This is a genomic window from Empedobacter sp. 225-1, from assembly GCF_030328185.1.
GTDB lineage: Bacteria > Bacteroidota > Bacteroidia > Flavobacteriales > Weeksellaceae > Empedobacter > Empedobacter stercoris.
On record NZ_JACALO010000006.1, the window covers coordinates 39,501 to 58,449 of the forward strand.

Consider the following 18,949-nt stretch of genomic DNA (forward strand, 5'->3'; position numbering starts at 1 on the left):
TGAGATTTAGCTACAAAAATAAACTATTTAAGGCTTTAAAAAAAATTACTTTCATCATATTTATCTTATTGCGCCATAAAAATATATTATAATCAAATAATGATTACATTTGATATAAATTTAAGAAAGATTTTACATTTAGATGAGAAATTTTCTAACAAGAAAAATAAACAAACGTTGGATTGGCTTCTTTATAATAATTGTTATTTTTTCCATTACCATTTGGTCAAGTAACAAAATTGTAGAAGAATTAAAACTTGAAGAACATAATCGTGTAGAAAATTATGCCCGATCGTTAGAGTTAATTAGCTCATCAGAATTTTTAGATTCTAAAACGCAAGATTTTTTATTTAAATTAATCAAAGACAACAAATCTATTCCGGTTGCACTTGTAGATGAAAAAGGAATTATTGTAGATACTAAAAACATTGATGAATCAATTGTAAAAGATTCTGTAAAATTAGAGAGGTATGTACAAAAAATGAAATCAATTAACCAAACTATTGAAATCGAATTAATTGGTTCTAAAAATTTTGTTTACTTTAAAAACTCCAAACTTTTAAGTCAATTACAATACTATCCACTTATCATTATTTTATTGATTTTAATCTTTTTTGGTTTTTCGTATTGGTATTTCAAAACTATTCGCGAAACCGAAAAAAGTTATTTATGGGCTGGAATGGCAAAGGAAACTGCGCATCAAATTGGAACACCACTTTCTTCTCTGATGGGTTGGGTCGAACTTTTAAAATTAGAAGATATTGATCAGATATCCGTTGTGGAAATTGAAAAAGATGTTGATCGTCTAAAACATATTGCTGAACGTTTTTCTAAAATAGGTTCGACTTCTGAGTTGAAACCAATCGATTTAATCTCGACCTCTAAACAAACGGTTGATTATATTTCGCAACGTATATCAAAAGGTATTGAAATTAATTTCAGAACAGATGTAAAAGAGTTTAAGATCAACCTCAATGCTTCCTTATACAGTTGGGTAATCGAAAATTTGATGAAAAATGCAGCTGATGCCATGCAAAATAAAGGCGTATTGGATATTACCATTACGACAACCAATAAATTTGTGGAAATTACTATTGCTGATACTGGATCTGGCATTCCAACAAAATTACAAAGAAAGATTTTCGAGCCTGGATTTACAACCAAAAAACGTGGATGGGGATTGGGTTTATCGTTAGCAAAACGAATTATAGAAGATTATCACAAAGGAAAAATATTTGTTGCCAAATCCTCTAAAGAAACTGGAACTGAATTTAAGATTTTGTTGAGGAAATAACTTCAAAGATTAAAGCTATAGAAGTTAGAAAACTTTTTCTCTAATTTCTATAGCTTTATACTAAAAATATCAAGCTTTCACTCCTATATAAATCTCAATTTCGGCATCAGCAGGGTTTTGTGCTTTTTCGGTGTATAATTCGTAGTCGTATATATACGTACGATTTAAATTTGCGTCATCATTCCAGATATCATTCCAAGTTTTCGCTACAGCTTCATGCAATTCTCCTTTGGCGATATATTTCTTAAACGTTTGAGGTTGAAATTCTCTTCCAACCATTCCTTCTGGAATTTCATCTAAAGAAGAAACTTCACAACCAATAATTGTTGTATATTTTCCTTTAAAATCACTTTCGTAATCTGTATAAATGGAATAAATATTAGCATTGATTTTATTAGGAATCTTTTCGATAATACTATCCGTAAAAAATTGATGCCATAATTTTCCTAAATCTTCAATCGCTTGGTGATTGTTATTTGAAGTCTGAATCGAAATTCCAATAATTTTCAATGTATTCATTTTGTTATCGTTTAAAATCCTAAAATCATTTTTGCAATCGAAAAATAAATTAACAGCCCAAAGATATCATTACTTGTTGTAATAAACGGACCTGTTGCAATTGCTGGATCTACGCCATATTTATGCAACGTAATAGGAATAAACGTCCCAATTAAACTTGCTAAAATCATAACAATTACTAAGGCCAATACTATTGTAGAAGAAATTTCATAACTCGTACTCATTAAAAAATGTGTTGCGACTAATAATACAAGCGCTAACAAAGTACTGTTTAACAAGGCCAATAACATTTCTTTTCCGAGTCTTTTCCAAATAGAACCAGAAATATTACTATTAGCCAACCCTTGAACAATAATTGCGGAAGATTGCACGCCAACATTTCCTGCCATGGCAGCAACAAGTGGTGTAAAAAAGAATAGTTGAGGATACAAATCCATTGCATCGCTAAAACTTTGAGATACATTTACTGCAATAAAACTACCTACCAAAGCCAATAAAAGCCAAGGTAAACGAGCTCGTGTTAACTTCAAAATACTATCGTCCGAATCTACATTTTGCGTAATCCCTGCTGCCAATTGATAATTTTCTTCAGCTTCTTCACGAATTACATCAATCACATCATCTACCGTAATCACTCCAACCAAACGCATCAATTCATCTACAACTGGAACTTCGTACAAATCATATTTCTCAATCACTTTGGCAACTTCCAAGTCAGTTGTATAGGTTTTTACATATTGTATTTTTTCGTTGTAAACATCGGCTACTTTAGAATTTGCAGAAGTTGTTAACAAACGTTTCAAGCTCAATGTCCCAAGTAATTTATCATCTTCATCGACCACATAAATCGAAAAAACCTCTTCAAAATCCTCTGCTTGTTTACGCATTTGTTTAACAGCTGTAATCACCGACCAATCTTTATTCACTTTGATCAACTCTTTACCCATCAACCCCCCAGCTGTGTCTTCGTCATATCGTAATAAATCAACAATTTCACGGGCGTGTTCTTGGTCTTCTAATTGTGCAATTACCTCATCTTTCTTTTCGTCCGAAAGCTCATTAATCACATCAACAGCATCATCGGTATCCATCTCGTTAATCACATCTTCTGCAATCTCTTTTGCAGTAAGTGTTTTCAGAAATTTACGTCGATCATCCTCTTCTAATTCAAGAAGAATATCAGCAGAAATTTCGTTATCGAGCAAATCAATTACAAAAGACTGTTCCTTGGTCGAAAGTTCATCAAACAATTCGGCAATATCGGCGGGGTGCAAATCTTGCAACATCTCCTTTACCTCTTTTGCATTTTGTTGATTGATTCTTTCTGTTAAAAGTTCAATAAAATCTTTTGTAATTTTCACCTCCATAATCTATTTCATTCTTTTCGTTAATTCAATAAAATCTTCGACAGATAATTGTTCTGCGCGCATACTCATAAATTCGTGATCGTTTAAATCTTCAGGAATTCCTAAAGCTTTCAACGAATTACGAAGCGTTTTTCTTCTTTGTCCAAAACCAGCTTTCACTACTTGAAAAAATCGTTTTTGTTCAACTCCTTCTATTTCTGTTCTGTAACGCTTCATTATAATAACACCTGATTTCACTTTTGGTGGTGGTGTAAAAACGTGTTCTGGCACAGTAAACAAATAATCGCAATGATAGTACGCTTGCGCTAACACTGAAAGTATACCATAATCTTTTGTACCTTTTTTAGAGGCAATACGTTCGGCAACTTCTTTCTGAAACATTCCACAAACTTCGGGAACTGTGTGACGCTCTTCTAACGCTTTAAAAATAATTTGCGAAGAGATATTATACGGAAAATTTCCTAAAATAGCAATTTGTTCATCAAATTTTGATGAGAAATCCATTTTCAAAAAATCCTCAGAATGAATTTTAAATCCTGGATAAAATGGTTGATAATATTCTTTTAAATACTCAACAGATTCATTATCAATTTCTACAACCTCTATATTTTTCTTTGCTTGTAAAATATATTTTGTCAACACTCCCATTCCTGGTCCAATCTCCAACACACGATCATATCCTTGCCAAGTCAATCCTTCAGCAATATCTCGTGCTATATTTTCGTCATTCAAAAAATGCTGACCTAAATGTTTTTTAGCTTTTACTTTCAAAAATTCTAAATTTTAAGTTTTCTTTAACCAACTTACCGTAGAATATATACGGAATATCTTTCTTGCGAAATAAGTTTTTTTTATCTTAGCCCCAAAATTAACCCAAATGTCAAAAACGAACGATAAATTTGAGAAAAAAAGACTGCGCTCTTCTAACATTACTGTTGTGATTAGTATTTCGCTTGTTTTATTTCTATTAGGTATTTTCGGCTTAATTGTCATTAATGCACAAAGTTACGCAGAACATCTAAAAAGAGAGTTAAAAATCGAGGCATATTTTAAAGATGTCGAAGATCCGAAATTAAAAGATAAGGAACTCGATTTACAAAAATCTTATATCGATTCGTTAAAAATTAAATACCCTTTTGTTGAAGCTACACAATATATTAGCAAAGAAGAGGCTGCAAAAATTGCCAAAAAAGATTTAGGTACAGATGGTAGTGATTTCTTCGAAGAAAGTATTTTCCCTGCTTCGGTTCAAATTACGTTAAACCCTGCAATGATAGAATCTGTCGAACAAATTGATTCGATCAACAAAGTTTTAGCAAAAAATCAAATCATAGATGAAGTAAAGAGTGATAAAGAAGCAATGGTAACGATTTATCATAGTATCAACAACATTACGTTTTGGATTATGATATTTGCTGTTATCTTCTTGATAATTGTAGTTGTATTAATCAACAATTCTATCCGCCTGAAAATTTATGCGAAACGTTTTAGCATTAAAACAATGCAATTAGTAGGTGCTCGTAGACGTTTTATTGTAAAACCGTTCTTAATAGAAGCAGCTATTTTAGGTTTCTTAGCAGCATTTATTGCCGTTATTGGTTTAGGTTTCTTGTGGTATATTTTAGCAACAAAAGTAGGTTTGGTTATTTGGAACCCTAACTTTACACTATTAATCCTTATTCTTATTGGAATTGGTGTTGTAATTGCGGTATTTAGTACATTGTTTGCTGCATGGCGTTATTTAAGATTAAAAACTGATCAACTTTATTAATGAAATCAAATTCTATCGATACAACAAAAAAATCAGCAGTTACAAATACTGCTGGTTTTACTTTTTTATTCGGAAAAAGAAATTACATTTTCATGGCAATTGGTGTTGCACTAATTGGTCTTGGCTTTTTATTAATGACAGGACACGATGCCAACACAAAACCTGATGGAACTTGGGATGCTAATTATTGGAACGACGAAATCTATTCTTTCCGAAGAATTAGATTAGCTCCATTTTTAGTTGTTGCAGGTTTTATCGTTGAAATTTATGCCATTTTAATCAATCCGAATAAAGAAAAATAATGAATACTTTACAAGCAATTATCATTGCTATTATAGAAGGTCTTACCGAATATTTACCAATTTCTTCTACAGCGCACATGGGATTTACCGCTGCGTTGATGGGAATGCCAGAAAGCGAATTCTTAAAAATGTTTCAAGTTTCAATACAATTTGGAGCTATTTTATCAATCGTTGTGTTGTATTGGAAAAAATTCTTTGACTTCAAAAATTTTAATTTCAACTTTTACATCAAATTAGCATTAGCTGTAGTTCCTGCGTTAATTTTAGGAAAATTATTTGATGATAAAATTGAAGCTGTTTTAGGAAATCAGATCGCAATTTCTGGTATGTTAGTTTTTGGAGGTGTCATCTTATTATTTGTAGATAAATGGTTCAAAAACCCTAAAATTGATGATGAAAAAGAAATTACCATAAAGAAAGCAATCATTATTGGTTTTTGGCAATGCTTAGCCATGATGCCAGGAACTTCTCGTTCTGCCGCTTCAATTATTGGTGGTATGACGCAAGGTTTAACACGCAAAGCTGCTGCCGAATTCTCTTTCTTTTTAGCTGTTCCTACGATGTTGGCTGTTACCGTCTATTCGATCTTCGTAAAAACATGGGGCGAAAATACCGCTAACCCAATGAAAGGTTACGAAATGATTTTACAAGATCAACATCATATTACTTTATTTATCATTGGAAATGTGGTTGCATTTATCGTTGCCTTGATCGCTGTAAAAACATTTATTGCTGTTTTAACAAAATATGGTTTCAAGTTTTGGGGTTGGTACAGAATAATTATCGGAATTATTTTATTGATTTATTTCTGGAACACTACTCCATCTCAAGTAGAAAAAGACAATGCCGCTTCAGTAGAAACTACAATGATTCAGCACAACTAAAATGAACGTAGAAAAAATACAAGATGGTCACGTTTTTTTGATTGACAAACCACTTGATTGGACTTCTTTTGATGTAGTCAATAAAATTCGTTGGAACATCAGAAAAGCTTATAATTTAAAGAAAATAAAAGTTGGTCATGCCGGAACTTTAGACCCTAAAGCCACTGGCCTTTTATTGGTTTGCACAGGTAAATGGACAAAACGCATTGACGAATTTCAGGCACAAGAAAAAACGTATACAGGAACAATCAAATTAGGCGTAACTACTCCAACTTATGATTTAGAATCAGAAGAAAACGAAATTTTTCCTACAGAACATATCACAGAAGAAATTATTCACGAAACAACGAAACAGTTTATAGGAGAAATTGAACAATTTCCACCAATGCATTCGGCAATTAAAGTGGACGGAAAACGTTTGTACGAATTGGCACGTGATGGTCAAGAAATCGAACGAAAAGCACGTAAAGTTAATATTCTCGATTTCAAAATAACAAAAATAAATTTACCTTTTGTTGATTTTGAAGTGAATTGCAGCAAAGGAACGTATATACGTTCGTTGGCTTATGATTTTGGAAAAGCTTTAAATTCGGGAGGATATTTAACTGCGTTAAGACGAACGAAAATTGGAGAGTTTGATGTAATCAATTCCGAAAATTTAGCTTTAGAAAGAAGTTATTTTGAAGAAGAAGATCAAACAGAAAAAGAATTATAATATATACAAAAGCTTGAATAAATGTTCAAGCTTTTCTTTTTATAATGTAGTCAAAACTTTATTGATTTCTTCACTTACTTGTTTTGGTTTTTGCATCACCATAATATGCGTTCCTCCATCTATTTGTATAGCATCTTTGATGTATTCAATCGGAAAAACGATATCTTTTGTTCCATGAATGTGCGTTACATTTTTTTCGTGATAAGCAGCAGAGTGTTCCCAATTAACAATCTTATGAATCGACCATTTTAAATAATCCGCATTTTTAAACTCAAAAATATCATCTATATTATCTTTTTCACGATCTGTATAATACAACTTTCTCATCATCATATAAGAAAATGTTCGATCTGAAGTTAAAAAACTCATTGGAATTATTTTATGCGCATTGATCAATGCAGAAAATCGAAATAATTTAGGAATCTCTGTTCTATTCTTAACTGTAGAAATTAAAAATGTATGAGCGGGATCAATAAAACGATTCATTTCTTGTACAATTATTCCTCCAAAAGATAATCCCATCAAAAGAAATTCTTCTGTGGGATTTATTTTATCTAATAATCGTTCAGCATAATGAGCCAAAGTTTCGTCTTTCTCTGGGTCTAACCAAGGAATATAAACTTGCTCAAAATCTTGTTCCAAGCGCAGATTTCTAAATGCATTTGCATTTGCACCTAATCCACTTACTTGATAAATTTTCATATCTTATTATAATATATCTTTCTTTTTTGAGTAATCTGTAGGGCGTACACCAATCACTTTTTGAAAAGTATTACTAAACGTCGGTAAACTATTGTATCCTACCATAGTTGATATTTCGCTGATAGAATATGTATTGTCAATCAATAACTGTAAAGCACGTAACATTCTTAGAATAGTAAAGTACTGCACAAATGTCATATTCAAATCTTTTTGAAATAAACGTGACAATGATCGTTCTGAAAACCCAAACTCTGCTGTAATTTTTTTCATTGTGATCGAAGAATCCATATTATCATCTAAGAATTGTACAATTTTTTTCAGACGTTCATCATGTGGAAGTGGTAAAGCTAATCGTAAACTGCTTTTACTTACTTTAGGTAAAATTTCTTTAAATGCTTGTGCTATTACATATTCGCTTCTGTTTTCAGGCACTATGTCACCTTTCCATTGATTAGAGAACAATAAAAGTTCTAAAAGTAAACCATCAGTTGGATAAATTCCTACTTTCTTATAAAACGAATTATCGCTTTCATTTATAGGAAAATATAAATTTCTCATGATTACATCTGGTGTATTTGGGTGTATACTGTGTTCAACATGAGGCGGTATCCACATATAGTGTCTTGCAGGTAAATAAAAAGTATCTTTTCCTATTTTGACATACACTATACCTCCCTCACAATAAAGAAATTGCGCTTTATTATGTTTGTGCTCTACAACGTATGCCTCCGAAATTTCCTTGTGATAACAGAAAATAGAGGTCGGTAGTTTATCAATTTCAGTTAGGTAGTATCGTGTTTCGAATTTATTATCTAAGTGTATATTCATAGTTTTTTAATCTGTGAACTAATATAATAATTTATTTGATATAATGTATCAAGTACACAAATAAAAGTGTCTGAAATAAATAATTATTTGACTATTATTGATATTGACTTTTTATTAAATTATACAATATTTGTAATTCCCTCTACTGAGAAGGGTACAATTATTGAAAAGTATTAGAAAATAAGTTGCATTATGTTGGAAAGAATAAAATTAACTGACTTACAATCAAAGGTAATGACAGCAGAGGAGTCTGCCAAATTTTTTGAAGATGGAATGACTGTAGGTTCAAGTGGTTTTACAAGAGGAGGTGATACAAAAGTTGTATTAAAAGCTGTTGCGGAGCGTGCCAAATCTGAAAATTTAAAAATCACTTTAGTTACTGGTGCATCATTAGGCCATGGAACGGACGCTGCTTTGGTAGAAAGTGGAGCGTTAAAAAAACGTTTACCATTCCAAGTTGACACTGTAATGCGTAAAAATATTAATGCAGGAAATGTATTATTTATAGATCAACACTTAGGAGAATCAGCTGAACATATTTTAGATGGTCAATTTAAGATTGATTTAGGTGTTTTAGAAGTTGCCGAAATTTTAGAAGATGGTTCTTTAGTTCCTACAACTTCTATCGGTAATAATGCAGAAATTGCAGAAAATGCTGATAAATTAATCATCGAGATTAATACAGCTATCCCTACAAATATCAGAGGTATTCACGACATCTATAGTGTAGAAGAATATGGAAAACGTACCCCAATTAACATCACTTCTTGTGATTCTAAAATTGGACGTGAAACAATAAAAGTAGATCCTTCTAAAATTGTTGGAATTGTATTCCACGACATTCAAGATGCTCCTGGAGATATTCAACCAGCTGACGAAGCGACTGCGGCAATTGCACAAAATATTGTAAAATTCTTCGAAAATGAAGTAGAAGAAGGACGTCTTACAAAATCTTTGATGCCATTACAATGTGGTATTGGAAAAGTTGCAAATGCTGTATTAGGTGGATTAGAGCATTCCGACTTCGAAGATTTAGTTATGTATTCAGAAGTTTTACAAGATTCTACATTTGATTTAATCGATTCTGGAAAAATGAAGTTTGCTTCAGCATCTTCAATGACAGTTTCTCAAGAATGTTACGATCGTGTAATTGGAAATGTTGACAACTACAAAGGAAAAATCCTTTTACGTCCACAATCTATTTCTAACTCTTGCGAAGTGATTCGTCGTTTAGGAATTATCGGGATCAATACATCTTTAGAGTGTGATATTTACGGTAACGTAAACTCTACTCACGTTTCTGGTACTCACATGATGAACGGAATCGGTGGTTCTGGAGATTTTGCTCGTAATGCATTTATCTCAATCTTTGTTACTGCTTCTACTGCAAAAGGTGGAAATATTTCTTCTATTGTTCCGATGGTTTCACATACAGACCATACAGAACACGATGTTGATATTATTGTAACAGAACAAGGTTTAGCTGATTTAAGAGGTTTAGCTCCTCGCGAAAGAGCAATCGAAATCATCAACAACTGTGTTCACCCAGATTATAAAGCTGAATTATTATCTTATTTCGAAAGAGCTTGTGCAGAAAGAGGTGGTCAAACACCACATATCTTAGAAGAAGCGTTCTCTTGGCACACAAGATTGAAACAAACAGGTTCTATGAAAAAAGAAGAATTATTAGTATTAAATCATTAGAAATAATAAATAATAAGACTATACTTATTCAAAAGCATAATTCGGAAATTTCGGATTGTGCTTTTTTTGTGAAATAATGTAACTTTGTTAGAATTCTAAAAAACATGAAAAAGATCGTATTCCTAACACTTATTTTGACAACATTTATTGCTTGTCAATCCAATCAAAACGAAAATCAAAATTTAGAACAATTAAATAAAAAATCAGCACGCGAAGTTGTCTTAACAACAGAAACTAAAGGTGATTCTGTTTTACATATTACCAAACAAAAAATTTGGGCTAATAATATGATGATTGCCGAAAAAGTAGATACATTGATTACACATAAACAATATACCCCTACAGATTCGACAAAAATTCCTATTTACGTAACCATACAATAAATAATGATGAATAAAAGAGAAAAAAGGGCGAGTAAAGTAGTAACATTGGTATTAATTTCTTCGGTTCTTAGTTCGTGTATGAATCGTGAAGAACCTGCAGTAACCAATAATGCGCAAAAAGTTTATATGCGAGCAGATTCTACTGCGCCATATAGTGATGTTTCCTCTAATTACGCAGCCCAATCTAGCGGTTCGCATCATGGTGGAATGGGAAGTTCTCTGCTTTGGTTTATGGCATTCCGTAGTTTAGCTGGTGGTGGAATGGGTTATGCAAGCCCAGGTTTACATCAACAATCAAATGTCGGAACAAACACTGCAAAAGCGAAAGCATACAAAAGTCAAACTGTTCGTGGTGGATTTGGAAAATCTGCATCCTCTCGTTCAGCTTCATCTTAAACTAATTTTATGCAATTAAAAAAAATAAAAGCTGACGAAAACTGGCAAGAAAGGTTAGAAAATATCGGCTTTGGATTTCATACAGACGACAATAAACAAACTTATTGGGTCGAAGATTATTATTATTCGATAACAGAAAAAGAAGCGGATCAATTTTTTGAAGCGACAAACGAATTATGGGAAATGTGCTTAAATGCGGTAGAACATGTCATTCAAAATAATCGGTTAGACGAATTTAAAATTCCAAAATTTATTCAACCTTATTTAATTGATACTTGGGAAAATGATGCACCAAGTATTTATGGTCGTTTCGATTTTGCCTATAAAAATGGTCAACTTAAATTATTAGAATTCAATGCAGATACACCAACTTCATTGTTTGAATGTGGTGTGGTACAATGGCTTTGGATGGAAAATTATTTCGGCGAAACAAAAGATCAATTCAATTCTGTTCACGATAAATTAATTGAAACGTGGAAAATGTTAAAACCTTATTTAAAAGGTGAAACCTTACATTTTTCTTGCGTAAGAGAATCCTTAGAAGATTTAACAAACATAGAATACATAAGAGATTGCGCAATACAAGCGGGAATTAATACCAAACTAATTTACATTGACGAAATCGGTTGGAATAATGTCAATTTTGTAGATTTGGAAGAGGAAGAAATTACCGATATATTCAAGCTTTATCCGTGGGAATGGCTGGTAAATGAATTGTTTGCTTACAACATAAAAAATGATGAAATCAACGCAAATTGGATTGAACCTGCCTGGAAAATGATTCTTTCAAACAAAGCAATTTTACCAATTTTATGGGAATTATATCCCAATCATACGTTGTTGTTAGAAGCTTATGCAGATACGCCAAAAGAGATGAAAAACTATGTCAAAAAACCATTGCTATCGCGTGAAGGTGCAAACGTAGAAGTTGTAAAAAATGGTCATATTGCTGAACAAACTTCGGGCGAATATGGCGAAGAAGGTTTTGTCTACCAAGCTTTAACAGATTTGCATCACGAAGAAACAGGTTATACCATTATCGGAAGTTGGGTAATCGGACAAGAATCATGTGGAATTACAGTTCGAGAAAGTAATCAGTTTATTACAACTGACAAAAGTCGATTTGTGCCACATATCATTGAGTAGAGATATAAAAAAAACATACAAAAAGTCTAATTCCTTCAAGAATTAGACTTTTTAGTTTAAACAAAATCAAATAATTACCGCTAAAATTACAAATAATTTAAAAATTGATAGGTTTCATCATTTATTATTTATAAATTAAAAAAAGATTTAGCTAAAATTTTTTATAAATTAAACGTTTAAGGAATAAAACCTTAGATAATTTTTAGCAAATTAAAATTAGCAAATTAAAAACTAAAATGTAAAATTATGGATTTTTTAGATGATTTGTTTAATTCGTCAACTCTACCGCCAGAACGAGTTTCTCGTATGCTCGAAGAAGATCTGTTTTGGCAAATTATAGAAAATTCGTTGATCGATGCCAATAATCTGCAAGACCAAGAATTAGCTTTGATGCAAGAATTAGATGTTCTAACTGCCGAAGATATTATTGGTTTTCAACTTCGATTAGATTTTTTTGCTTACACATTGCATTTACCAGAGGTTTGGTGTGCGTCTTGTATTATGAATGACGGTACAAATCCTGAACATTTTTATTATTTCAAAAATTGGATTATTTCTCAAGGAAAAGAATTGTTTGAAAAAGCGATTTTAAATCCAGATTATTTGGCAGATTTTTTTGAAGAAGGTTTCAATGAAGATGATTTGTTCGAATTCGAAACTTTTCACTTAATTGCAAATAATGTTTTCTATTGTAAATTCGAAAATGATTTTTTTGATTTTATTGATCAAGAATGTATGAAATTCTTTACTGAAGAATTTCCAAAACCAGACTTTGATTGGGATGACGAGAATTTAACAAATCTTCAAGTTATTTGCCCAAGATTATTCAAGGTTTTTATCGAAGATTATTCTCCTGATGACGACGAAACAGAGGATGATTTTGATGATGAAGATGAGTTTTTGTAAATTTTATGAAGTATTCTATTGAATTTTTGAAACAAGCTCACAAAGCGTCTATATTCAATAAATCAAAAATATTGAATACTAATAGTTGCGCATGTTTTTGTTGTAAAGAAATTTTATCTACTACTGAAATCAAAGAATTTATTGAAGAAATAGATGGAAAAGATGAAACTGCAATTTGTCCAAGTTGTGGAATTAATTCTATTATTGACGATATTTTTCCTATTAATGATCCAATTTTCTTAGAGGAAATGAGTAAATATTGGTTTGAATAAAAGTTATAAAAAAAAGGAACTCAAATTGAGTTCCTTTTATATTTAGAAAGAATTTTTCTTATCCTAAAACTTCAGCAACTTTAGCTCCGATATCAGCAGGAGAAGACACCACATGAATTCCACATTCTGTCATAATCGCCATTTTAGCTTGCGCTGTATCATCAGCTCCACCTACGATAGCTCCGGCATGTCCCATTGTACGCCCTTTTGGTGCAGTTTGTCCTGCAATAAATCCTACAACTGGTTTTGTACCATTCGCTTTAATCCAACGAGCAGCTTCAGCTTCTAATTGACCACCAATTTCACCAATCATTACGATACACTCCGTTTCTGGGTCATTCATAAATAATTCAACCGCTTCTTTAGTAGTTGTTCCAATAATTGGATCTCCGCCAATTCCGATTGCTGTAGAAATTCCGTAACCAGCTTTTACAACTTGGTCAGCAGCTTCGTACGTTAAAGTTCCTGATTTAGAAACTATACCAACTTTACCTGGTTTGAAAATAAATCCTGGCATAATACCAACTTTCGCTTCACCTGATGTAATAACACCTGGACAGTTCGGTCCAATTAATGTTACATCTCTTTGGTCAACGTACGCTTGTACTTTTACCATATCTTCTACAGGAATACCTTCTGTAATACAGATAATTACTTTGATACCTGCTTCTGCAGCTTCCATAACAGCATCAGCTGCGAATGCTGGTGGAACGAAAATAATAGAAACGTCAGCTCCAGCCTCAACAACAGCATCTTTCACTGTGTTAAAAATTGGTAAACCTAAATGTGTTTGTCCACCTTTACCTGGAGTTACGCCTCCTACTACGTTTGTTCCATATTCAATCATTTGCTCAGCATGAAAAGTTCCTTCTTTTCCTGTGAACCCTTGAACGATTATTTTTGAATCTTTGTTTACTAATACAGACATTGTGATTTTTAATTTACACAAATATAAAAGGAGTTTTGGATTTTAAAAAATATTCGATGTAAAAAATACACTATCTAATTATCGAAACAAGACAAAAATCTATAAGATATTTATCATAAAAAAATTATTTTTTTCTATAATCGCGTACCATTATCTCTGTGGCTGCTATCTTTTTATACAATCCTCTTGCTTCTTCTGCCGGAGTTCCGAAATAAGTTTTCCCTCCTTCCAAAGATTTACTTACACCTGCTTGTGCTAATAAGACTGCTTTTGTACCTATAGTTACACCACTCGTGATCCCAACTTGTCCCCAAATAGAAACTTCGTCTTCTACATTTACGCATCCTGCAATTCCTACCTGAGAAGCAATCAAACATTTTTTACCAATAATCGTATCGTGACCAATCTGAATTAGATTATCCATAATTGTTCCTTCACCAATAATTGTTGAGGCAGATACTCCTCTATCTATTGTACAGTTTGCACCAATTTCGACATGATTTTCAATAATTACATTTCCGACAGATTTTAAACGATCATAACCCGTTTCACGATTTTTGTAATAAAAAGCATCTGCACCCAAAACAGTTCCTGAACGAATAATAACATTATCTCCGATAATCGCATGATCGTTAATTGAAACATTAGAATGAATCACACAATTTTTACCAATTTTAACATGGTTTCCAATGAAAGCACATGGTTGAATAATTGTCCCCTCCCCTATTTCTGCTGAATCAGAAATTTGCTTATTTGATGGTTGAAATGATAAAAAATATTGGCCAATCTTTACAAAATCACGAAATGGATCATCAGAAATCAGCAGAGCTTTTCCTTCTGGACAATCAACTTCTTTATTAATTAAAACAATTGTTGCATTAGATTGTAATGCTTTATCGTAATATTTAGGATGGTCAACAAATACAATATCTCCCTCTTCTACACGGTGAATTTCATTGATTCCTTCAACTGGAAAATTTTCGTTTCCAATAAATTTTGCATCTATAATAGATGCAATATCTTTTAATTTATGTGTTTGTGGAAATTTCATCTTTCTCTACTTTTAAAAGTCTACAAATATAAAAATAAAAAAGCTGTCAAAAAATGACAGCTTTAATGATTTATGAATTAAATCGAATTATTTTTTCTTGAAAACCATTGTTTTAACATCGTTTGCAAACAAAACTAATTTTCCGTTTTGAATTTCATATTTGTTTACATTGTTAAAACGCTCTCCAAATGCATCAGCATCTACACCTTGACAAGCCATACGTGTTGTCGCAATGTTTTTCACTTTAAGTGAATTTCCAACAGCTAAATAAGCACCTGATAAATTATTACATCCATCATTTCCAGAAACTTTATTATTTTGGAACGTTAAAGTTGGTTTCTGATTTGGAAAACGATCATCCAAAGATTTTGCACTTCTATCTCTACCAATAAATTCTTCTAATTCCCAAGAACCTGCTAAATTCCCTGGACGAACAAAAGTCATTACAACGATATCGTCTTGAATTAATAATAATTTATTATCTGAAATTGAATATTTTAACTTTCCGTTTAATTTTGAACTGAAATTTGAATCTTCTACATTCTCACATGCTTTCATCGTAGACATCATATTTCCGAAAGTAATTTCATTTCCTGAAATTGTAACCCCTCCGTTTAATGTGTTACATCCGTCAGAAGCATTTAACATATTAGTTGAAACAAAATTAAGATAAGGAACACCCATTGGATATGCTTCTGCCAATGTTGCTGCTTTCATAGAATTAACATGACTTAATTCCCATTTACCTAAAATAGAAGTTGTGTTAGTCGTTTCTGTATTTCCACCCATATTATTTACCGTAGAACAAGATGTTAAAAATCCTGTTGCTAAAATTGCTGCAAAAGATATTTTTAAGATTGTTGATTTCATAAAATTTAATTTCAAGTTTCTTCGTATTATACGAATACCATACCAAAATTGAAATATGTTAAAAATCTTTTCTACAATGCTTTTAAGAAAGATGAATTGATATCAATAAAAAGTTATAATTTTGAAAAATAAATCTGGTTTCATCCCTCAAAAATAATTCAATTTGATTTCTCAAAGAACAATAGATATAATCTTCGAAACAGCTCGTGTAGAAGAAGTTGTTGGTGATTTTGTCACTCTGAAACGTGCAGGTTCCAGTTTAAAAGGACTTTCGCCTTTTGGCAATGAAAAAACTCCTTCTTTTGTCGTATCACCTGCTAAACAAATTTGGAAAGATTTTTCATCAGGTAGAGGAGGAAATGTTGTCACTTTTTTAATGGAAGTTGAACAGTTTACCTATCCTGAAGCTTTGCGATGGTTGGCAAAACGTTATAACATCGAAATTGAAGAAGATGGAGAATATAATTTTGAGCAACAGCAAGAAGAAAAAGAACGAGAAAGTTTATATATTTTGACTGATTTTGCAAAGAAATTCTTTGTGAATCAATTACATAATTCCGAAGAAGGAAATTTAATTGGTCTTAGCTATTTCCGGGAACGCGGTTTTACAAAAGAAACGATTGATAAATTTGAACTCGGTTATTCACCAAAACAATGGGATGCATTAGCAGAACATGCTTTAAAAAACGGATATTCAAAAGAATTAATTGAGGAAGCTGGTTTAGCTACGTTTAAAGAAGATCATAAAAAATATGATAAATTTCGCGAACGTGTCATGTTTCCTATTTACAGTTTTTCTGGAAGAACTTTAGGTTTTGGAGGGCGTATTCTACGTAATGATGCCAAAGCTGCAAAGTATTTAAATTCTCCCGAAAATAAAATTTACCACAAAAGTAAAACACTTTATGGTTTATTTCAGGCAAAACAACATATTACAAAAGCCGATCAATGTTTTTTAGTTGAAGGTTATACTGATGTACTTTCTTTACATCAAGCAGGGATACAAAACGTAGTGGCAAGTTCTGGAACAGCGCTAACAAATGAACAAATTCGTTTGATAAAGCGTTTAACAGAAAACATCGTCGTGATGTATGATGGTGATAATGCTGGTATTAAAGCTTCTTTCCGAGGAATAGATATGATTCTGGAACAAGAAATGAACGTCAAAATTCTATTGTTACCAGAAGGTGAAGACCCGGATTCTTTTGCTAAGAAACATTCGACAACAGAAATTGAAGCTTATATAAAATCAAATGCAACAGACTTTATTCGTTTCAAAGCAAATGTTTTATTAGAAGATGCGAAAAATGATCCAATCAAAAAAGCTGAATTAATTCGAGAAATTGTCAAATCAATTTCACTGATTCCAAATATTATTAAACAAGAAGTTTATATTGCGGAAACTTCTAAAATAATGGAAATTCGTGAAGAAGTTTTGTTCAAAGAATTGGCTCAATTACAAAATTCTAATGACAAATCGACCTCTTCTTCTCATATCACCGATCAGTCGAGAACAAAAAAACCAGCCATTTCAATCGTTCCTTCAACAAAAGAAGTTATCAATGTACAGCAAACTGTAGAGAATGAAATCATTAAGCTTATCATGCAATTTGGTGATTTGGAAGTTGATTTAAAGAACGAAAACAACGAACTATATAAAACAACGGTTAACCAAGAAATCATTACCCAATTTGAAGAAAACAATTTGAGTTTGAGTAATCCACTTTTTCAATCGATTTTGGATGATGTAAAAACTGGTTTAGAAAATGATGAACTACGAACAGGAACTTATTTTTCTCGATTAAGCAATCCCGAAATTGTAAATCTTGCCTCTGAAATGATGATGGAAAAACATAGTTTAAGTGAAAATTGGACGGTAAAACAAGGTATCAATATCAAAAAGAAAGAAGAGTTTGTACACAAAGATTTGTTCGATGTCTTATTACGTTTCAAGATTATTTACATCGATAATGTGATAAAAGAGTTAATGCAACAAACCAAAAACACTGATTTATCAATTGAAGAAACGAACCAAATTCTTCAACAGATTATGCATTTTACTGGTTTGAAAAATATCTTAAATCAACATCTTAATCGTGTAATTTAATTCACGCGTTTGTTAAATATTCCGTATTAACCTAATACTCTATAAATTAACGATTAATTAAAGGCTTTTCTTAAAAATTTTAATAAGTGTCATTTTTTTTAACTTAACGTTAACAACTATTCGTAATACAGCTGATAATAATGAATTAGAAGTGTTTTATTAATTGAAAATCAATAAAAAATACTATGCATGTCTAATTAAATTCAATAATTCTTATTTTAGATACAGATTCAGAAAAAACTAAAGAATGACAAAGAATTTTTTAACATTATTAGTAATGCTGATGATTATTCCGTTTGCACAAGCAAAGGAAGAATCAAATTTTTCAACAGTAAGTCCTTTACCATTGCCGGTATCAGTTTATACAAAAAATTTAAAATCTACTCTCCTTAATAAAGTAGCAGATTTAAATAAAATAGACAACACAACTGTTGCAGAAATAGTGGAAAAAGCTGGAAATAAAGTAAGCGGAATAGTTTCTTGGTATGCAGACAAATTTCACGGAAAAAAAACTTCGAGTGGCGAATTATACAATAAAAATAACTTCACAGCTGCTCATAAAACATTACCTTTCGGTACAAAAGTAAAAGTAACAAATACAAATAATGGTAAATCTGTAGTTGTAAAGATAAACGACAGAGGACCGCATACAAAATCAAGATTATTAGATTTGAGTAAAGCAGCGTTTACATCTATAGGTTCTACGAGTGCAGGAATTCTGAACGTACAAATGGAAGTTGTAGATTAAACCGATTTTTAGATATTAAAACAAAAAAAAGGATTGAATGTATTCAATCCTTTTTT

Annotated in this window: 21 protein-coding genes; 13 read left to right on the plus strand and 8 right to left on the minus strand. The window is 31.7% G+C overall.

Annotated elements, in window-relative coordinates; translation table 11 throughout:
* The first annotated feature begins 142 nt into the window (after nucleotides 1-142).
* Entirely contained in the window at nucleotides 143-1,294 is a 1,152-nt protein-coding gene (locus HX088_RS03105; protein ID WP_286483337.1) for a sensor histidine kinase, read from the plus strand.
* A gap of 69 nt (nucleotides 1,295-1,363) precedes the next feature.
* On the opposite strand, the gene HX088_RS03110 is transcribed toward HX088_RS03105, so the two are convergent.
* The 3 genes from HX088_RS03110 to rsmA are packed head-to-tail and all read right to left on the minus strand — an operon-like array spanning nucleotide 1,364 to nucleotide 3,951.
* On the minus strand, nucleotides 1,364-1,813 hold the full coding sequence (locus HX088_RS03110; protein WP_286483338.1) for a GyrI-like domain-containing protein: 450 nt from the start codon (nucleotides 1,811-1,813) through the stop codon (nucleotides 1,364-1,366).
* A gap of 11 nt (nucleotides 1,814-1,824) precedes the next feature.
* Nucleotides 1,825-3,180, minus strand: coding sequence for a magnesium transporter (mgtE, locus tag HX088_RS03115; RefSeq protein ID WP_225539339.1), 1,356 nt, complete (start codon nucleotides 3,178-3,180; stop codon nucleotides 1,825-1,827).
* Nucleotides 3,181-3,183: 3 nt separating this feature from the next.
* Entirely contained in the window at nucleotides 3,184-3,951 is a 768-nt protein-coding gene (rsmA, locus tag HX088_RS03120) for a 16S rRNA (adenine(1518)-N(6)/adenine(1519)-N(6))-dimethyltransferase RsmA (protein WP_171622646.1), read from the minus strand.
* A 106-nt stretch (nucleotides 3,952-4,057) separates the two neighbouring features.
* Here rsmA and HX088_RS03125 point away from each other — a divergent pair, with 106 nt between their 5' ends.
* Genes HX088_RS03125 through truB form a run of 4 tightly spaced genes read left to right on the plus strand, consistent with a single transcriptional unit; the run spans nucleotide 4,058 to nucleotide 6,852 of the window.
* Complete coding sequence (locus tag HX088_RS03125; RefSeq protein WP_171622645.1) at nucleotides 4,058-4,951, plus strand: cell division protein FtsX; 894 nt, start codon at nucleotides 4,058-4,060, stop codon at nucleotides 4,949-4,951.
* Nucleotides 4,951-5,253: a DUF3098 domain-containing protein gene (locus HX088_RS03130; RefSeq protein WP_286483340.1), complete on the plus strand. Its 303-nt coding sequence runs from the start codon at nucleotides 4,951-4,953 to the stop codon at nucleotides 5,251-5,253. Before HX088_RS03125 ends, HX088_RS03130 begins: the two co-directional genes overlap by 1 nt.
* Nucleotides 5,253-6,137 carry an undecaprenyl-diphosphate phosphatase gene (locus HX088_RS03135; RefSeq protein WP_171622643.1) on the plus strand — a complete coding sequence of 295 codons (885 nt, stop codon included), beginning with the start codon at nucleotides 5,253-5,255 and terminating at the stop codon, nucleotides 6,135-6,137. Before HX088_RS03130 ends, HX088_RS03135 begins: the two co-directional genes overlap by 1 nt.
* A gap of 1 nt (nucleotide 6,138) precedes the next feature.
* Complete coding sequence (gene truB / locus HX088_RS03140) at nucleotides 6,139-6,852, plus strand: tRNA pseudouridine(55) synthase TruB (RefSeq protein WP_188319780.1); 714 nt, start codon at nucleotides 6,139-6,141, stop codon at nucleotides 6,850-6,852.
* Between the two features lie 39 nt (nucleotides 6,853-6,891).
* On the opposite strand, the gene HX088_RS03145 is transcribed toward truB, so the two are convergent.
* Nucleotides 6,892-7,554 (minus strand): alpha/beta fold hydrolase, encoded by a 663-nt coding sequence (locus HX088_RS03145; protein WP_171622641.1) that lies wholly within the window; start codon nucleotides 7,552-7,554, stop codon nucleotides 6,892-6,894.
* A gap of 6 nt (nucleotides 7,555-7,560) precedes the next feature.
* Complete coding sequence (locus tag HX088_RS03150) at nucleotides 7,561-8,382, minus strand: AraC family transcriptional regulator (RefSeq protein ID WP_225539341.1); 822 nt, start codon at nucleotides 8,380-8,382, stop codon at nucleotides 7,561-7,563.
* 192 nt (nucleotides 8,383-8,574) lie between these two features.
* On the opposite strand from HX088_RS03150, the gene scpC reads away from it, so the two are divergent.
* The 6 genes from scpC (at nucleotide 8,575) to HX088_RS03180 (ending at nucleotide 13,189) form a co-directional block, all read left to right on the plus strand.
* Nucleotides 8,575-10,086, plus strand: a complete 1,512-nt coding sequence (gene scpC / locus HX088_RS03155; RefSeq protein WP_286483343.1) for a succinyl-CoA:acetate CoA-transferase ScpC — start codon at nucleotides 8,575-8,577, stop codon at nucleotides 10,084-10,086.
* A 104-nt stretch (nucleotides 10,087-10,190) separates the two neighbouring features.
* Nucleotides 10,191-10,469, plus strand: a complete 279-nt coding sequence (locus HX088_RS03160; protein WP_286483345.1) for a hypothetical protein — start codon at nucleotides 10,191-10,193, stop codon at nucleotides 10,467-10,469.
* Nucleotides 10,470-10,475: 6 nt separating this feature from the next.
* On the plus strand, nucleotides 10,476-10,865 hold the full coding sequence (locus HX088_RS03165; protein WP_286483346.1) for a hypothetical protein: 390 nt from the start codon (nucleotides 10,476-10,478) through the stop codon (nucleotides 10,863-10,865).
* Nucleotides 10,866-10,874: 9 nt separating this feature from the next.
* Nucleotides 10,875-12,011 carry a glutathionylspermidine synthase family protein gene (locus HX088_RS03170; RefSeq protein ID WP_286483348.1) on the plus strand — a complete coding sequence of 379 codons (1,137 nt, stop codon included), beginning with the start codon at nucleotides 10,875-10,877 and terminating at the stop codon, nucleotides 12,009-12,011.
* 246 nt (nucleotides 12,012-12,257) lie between these two features.
* Complete coding sequence (locus HX088_RS03175; RefSeq protein ID WP_225542014.1) at nucleotides 12,258-12,917, plus strand: DUF4240 domain-containing protein; 660 nt, start codon at nucleotides 12,258-12,260, stop codon at nucleotides 12,915-12,917.
* Nucleotides 12,918-12,922: 5 nt separating this feature from the next.
* Entirely contained in the window at nucleotides 12,923-13,189 is a 267-nt protein-coding gene (locus HX088_RS03180; protein ID WP_260543993.1) for a cytoplasmic protein, read from the plus strand.
* 58 nt (nucleotides 13,190-13,247) lie between these two features.
* Here the strand turns inward: HX088_RS03180 and sucD are convergent, their stop codons facing one another.
* The 3 genes from sucD to HX088_RS03195 form a co-directional block, all read right to left on the minus strand.
* The gene (gene sucD / locus HX088_RS03185) at nucleotides 13,248-14,117 is read right to left on the minus strand and encodes a succinate--CoA ligase subunit alpha (protein ID WP_171622633.1); all 870 of its coding nucleotides are present in this window, start codon (nucleotides 14,115-14,117) and stop codon (nucleotides 13,248-13,250) included.
* 124 nt (nucleotides 14,118-14,241) lie between these two features.
* Nucleotides 14,242-15,168 carry a UDP-3-O-(3-hydroxymyristoyl)glucosamine N-acyltransferase gene (locus HX088_RS03190; protein ID WP_286483350.1) on the minus strand — a complete coding sequence of 309 codons (927 nt, stop codon included), beginning with the start codon at nucleotides 15,166-15,168 and terminating at the stop codon, nucleotides 14,242-14,244.
* Nucleotides 15,169-15,255: 87 nt separating this feature from the next.
* Complete coding sequence (locus HX088_RS03195) at nucleotides 15,256-16,038, minus strand: META domain-containing protein (protein WP_260543997.1); 783 nt, start codon at nucleotides 16,036-16,038, stop codon at nucleotides 15,256-15,258.
* 163 nt (nucleotides 16,039-16,201) lie between these two features.
* Here HX088_RS03195 and dnaG point away from each other — a divergent pair, with 163 nt between their 5' ends.
* Nucleotides 16,202-18,145 carry a DNA primase gene (dnaG, locus tag HX088_RS03200; RefSeq protein ID WP_260543999.1) on the plus strand — a complete coding sequence of 648 codons (1,944 nt, stop codon included), beginning with the start codon at nucleotides 16,202-16,204 and terminating at the stop codon, nucleotides 18,143-18,145.
* A gap of 247 nt (nucleotides 18,146-18,392) precedes the next feature.
* Entirely contained in the window at nucleotides 18,393-18,893 is a 501-nt protein-coding gene (locus HX088_RS03205) for a septal ring lytic transglycosylase RlpA family protein (RefSeq protein WP_260544001.1), read from the plus strand.
* Nucleotides 18,894-18,949 lie beyond the last annotated feature (56 nt).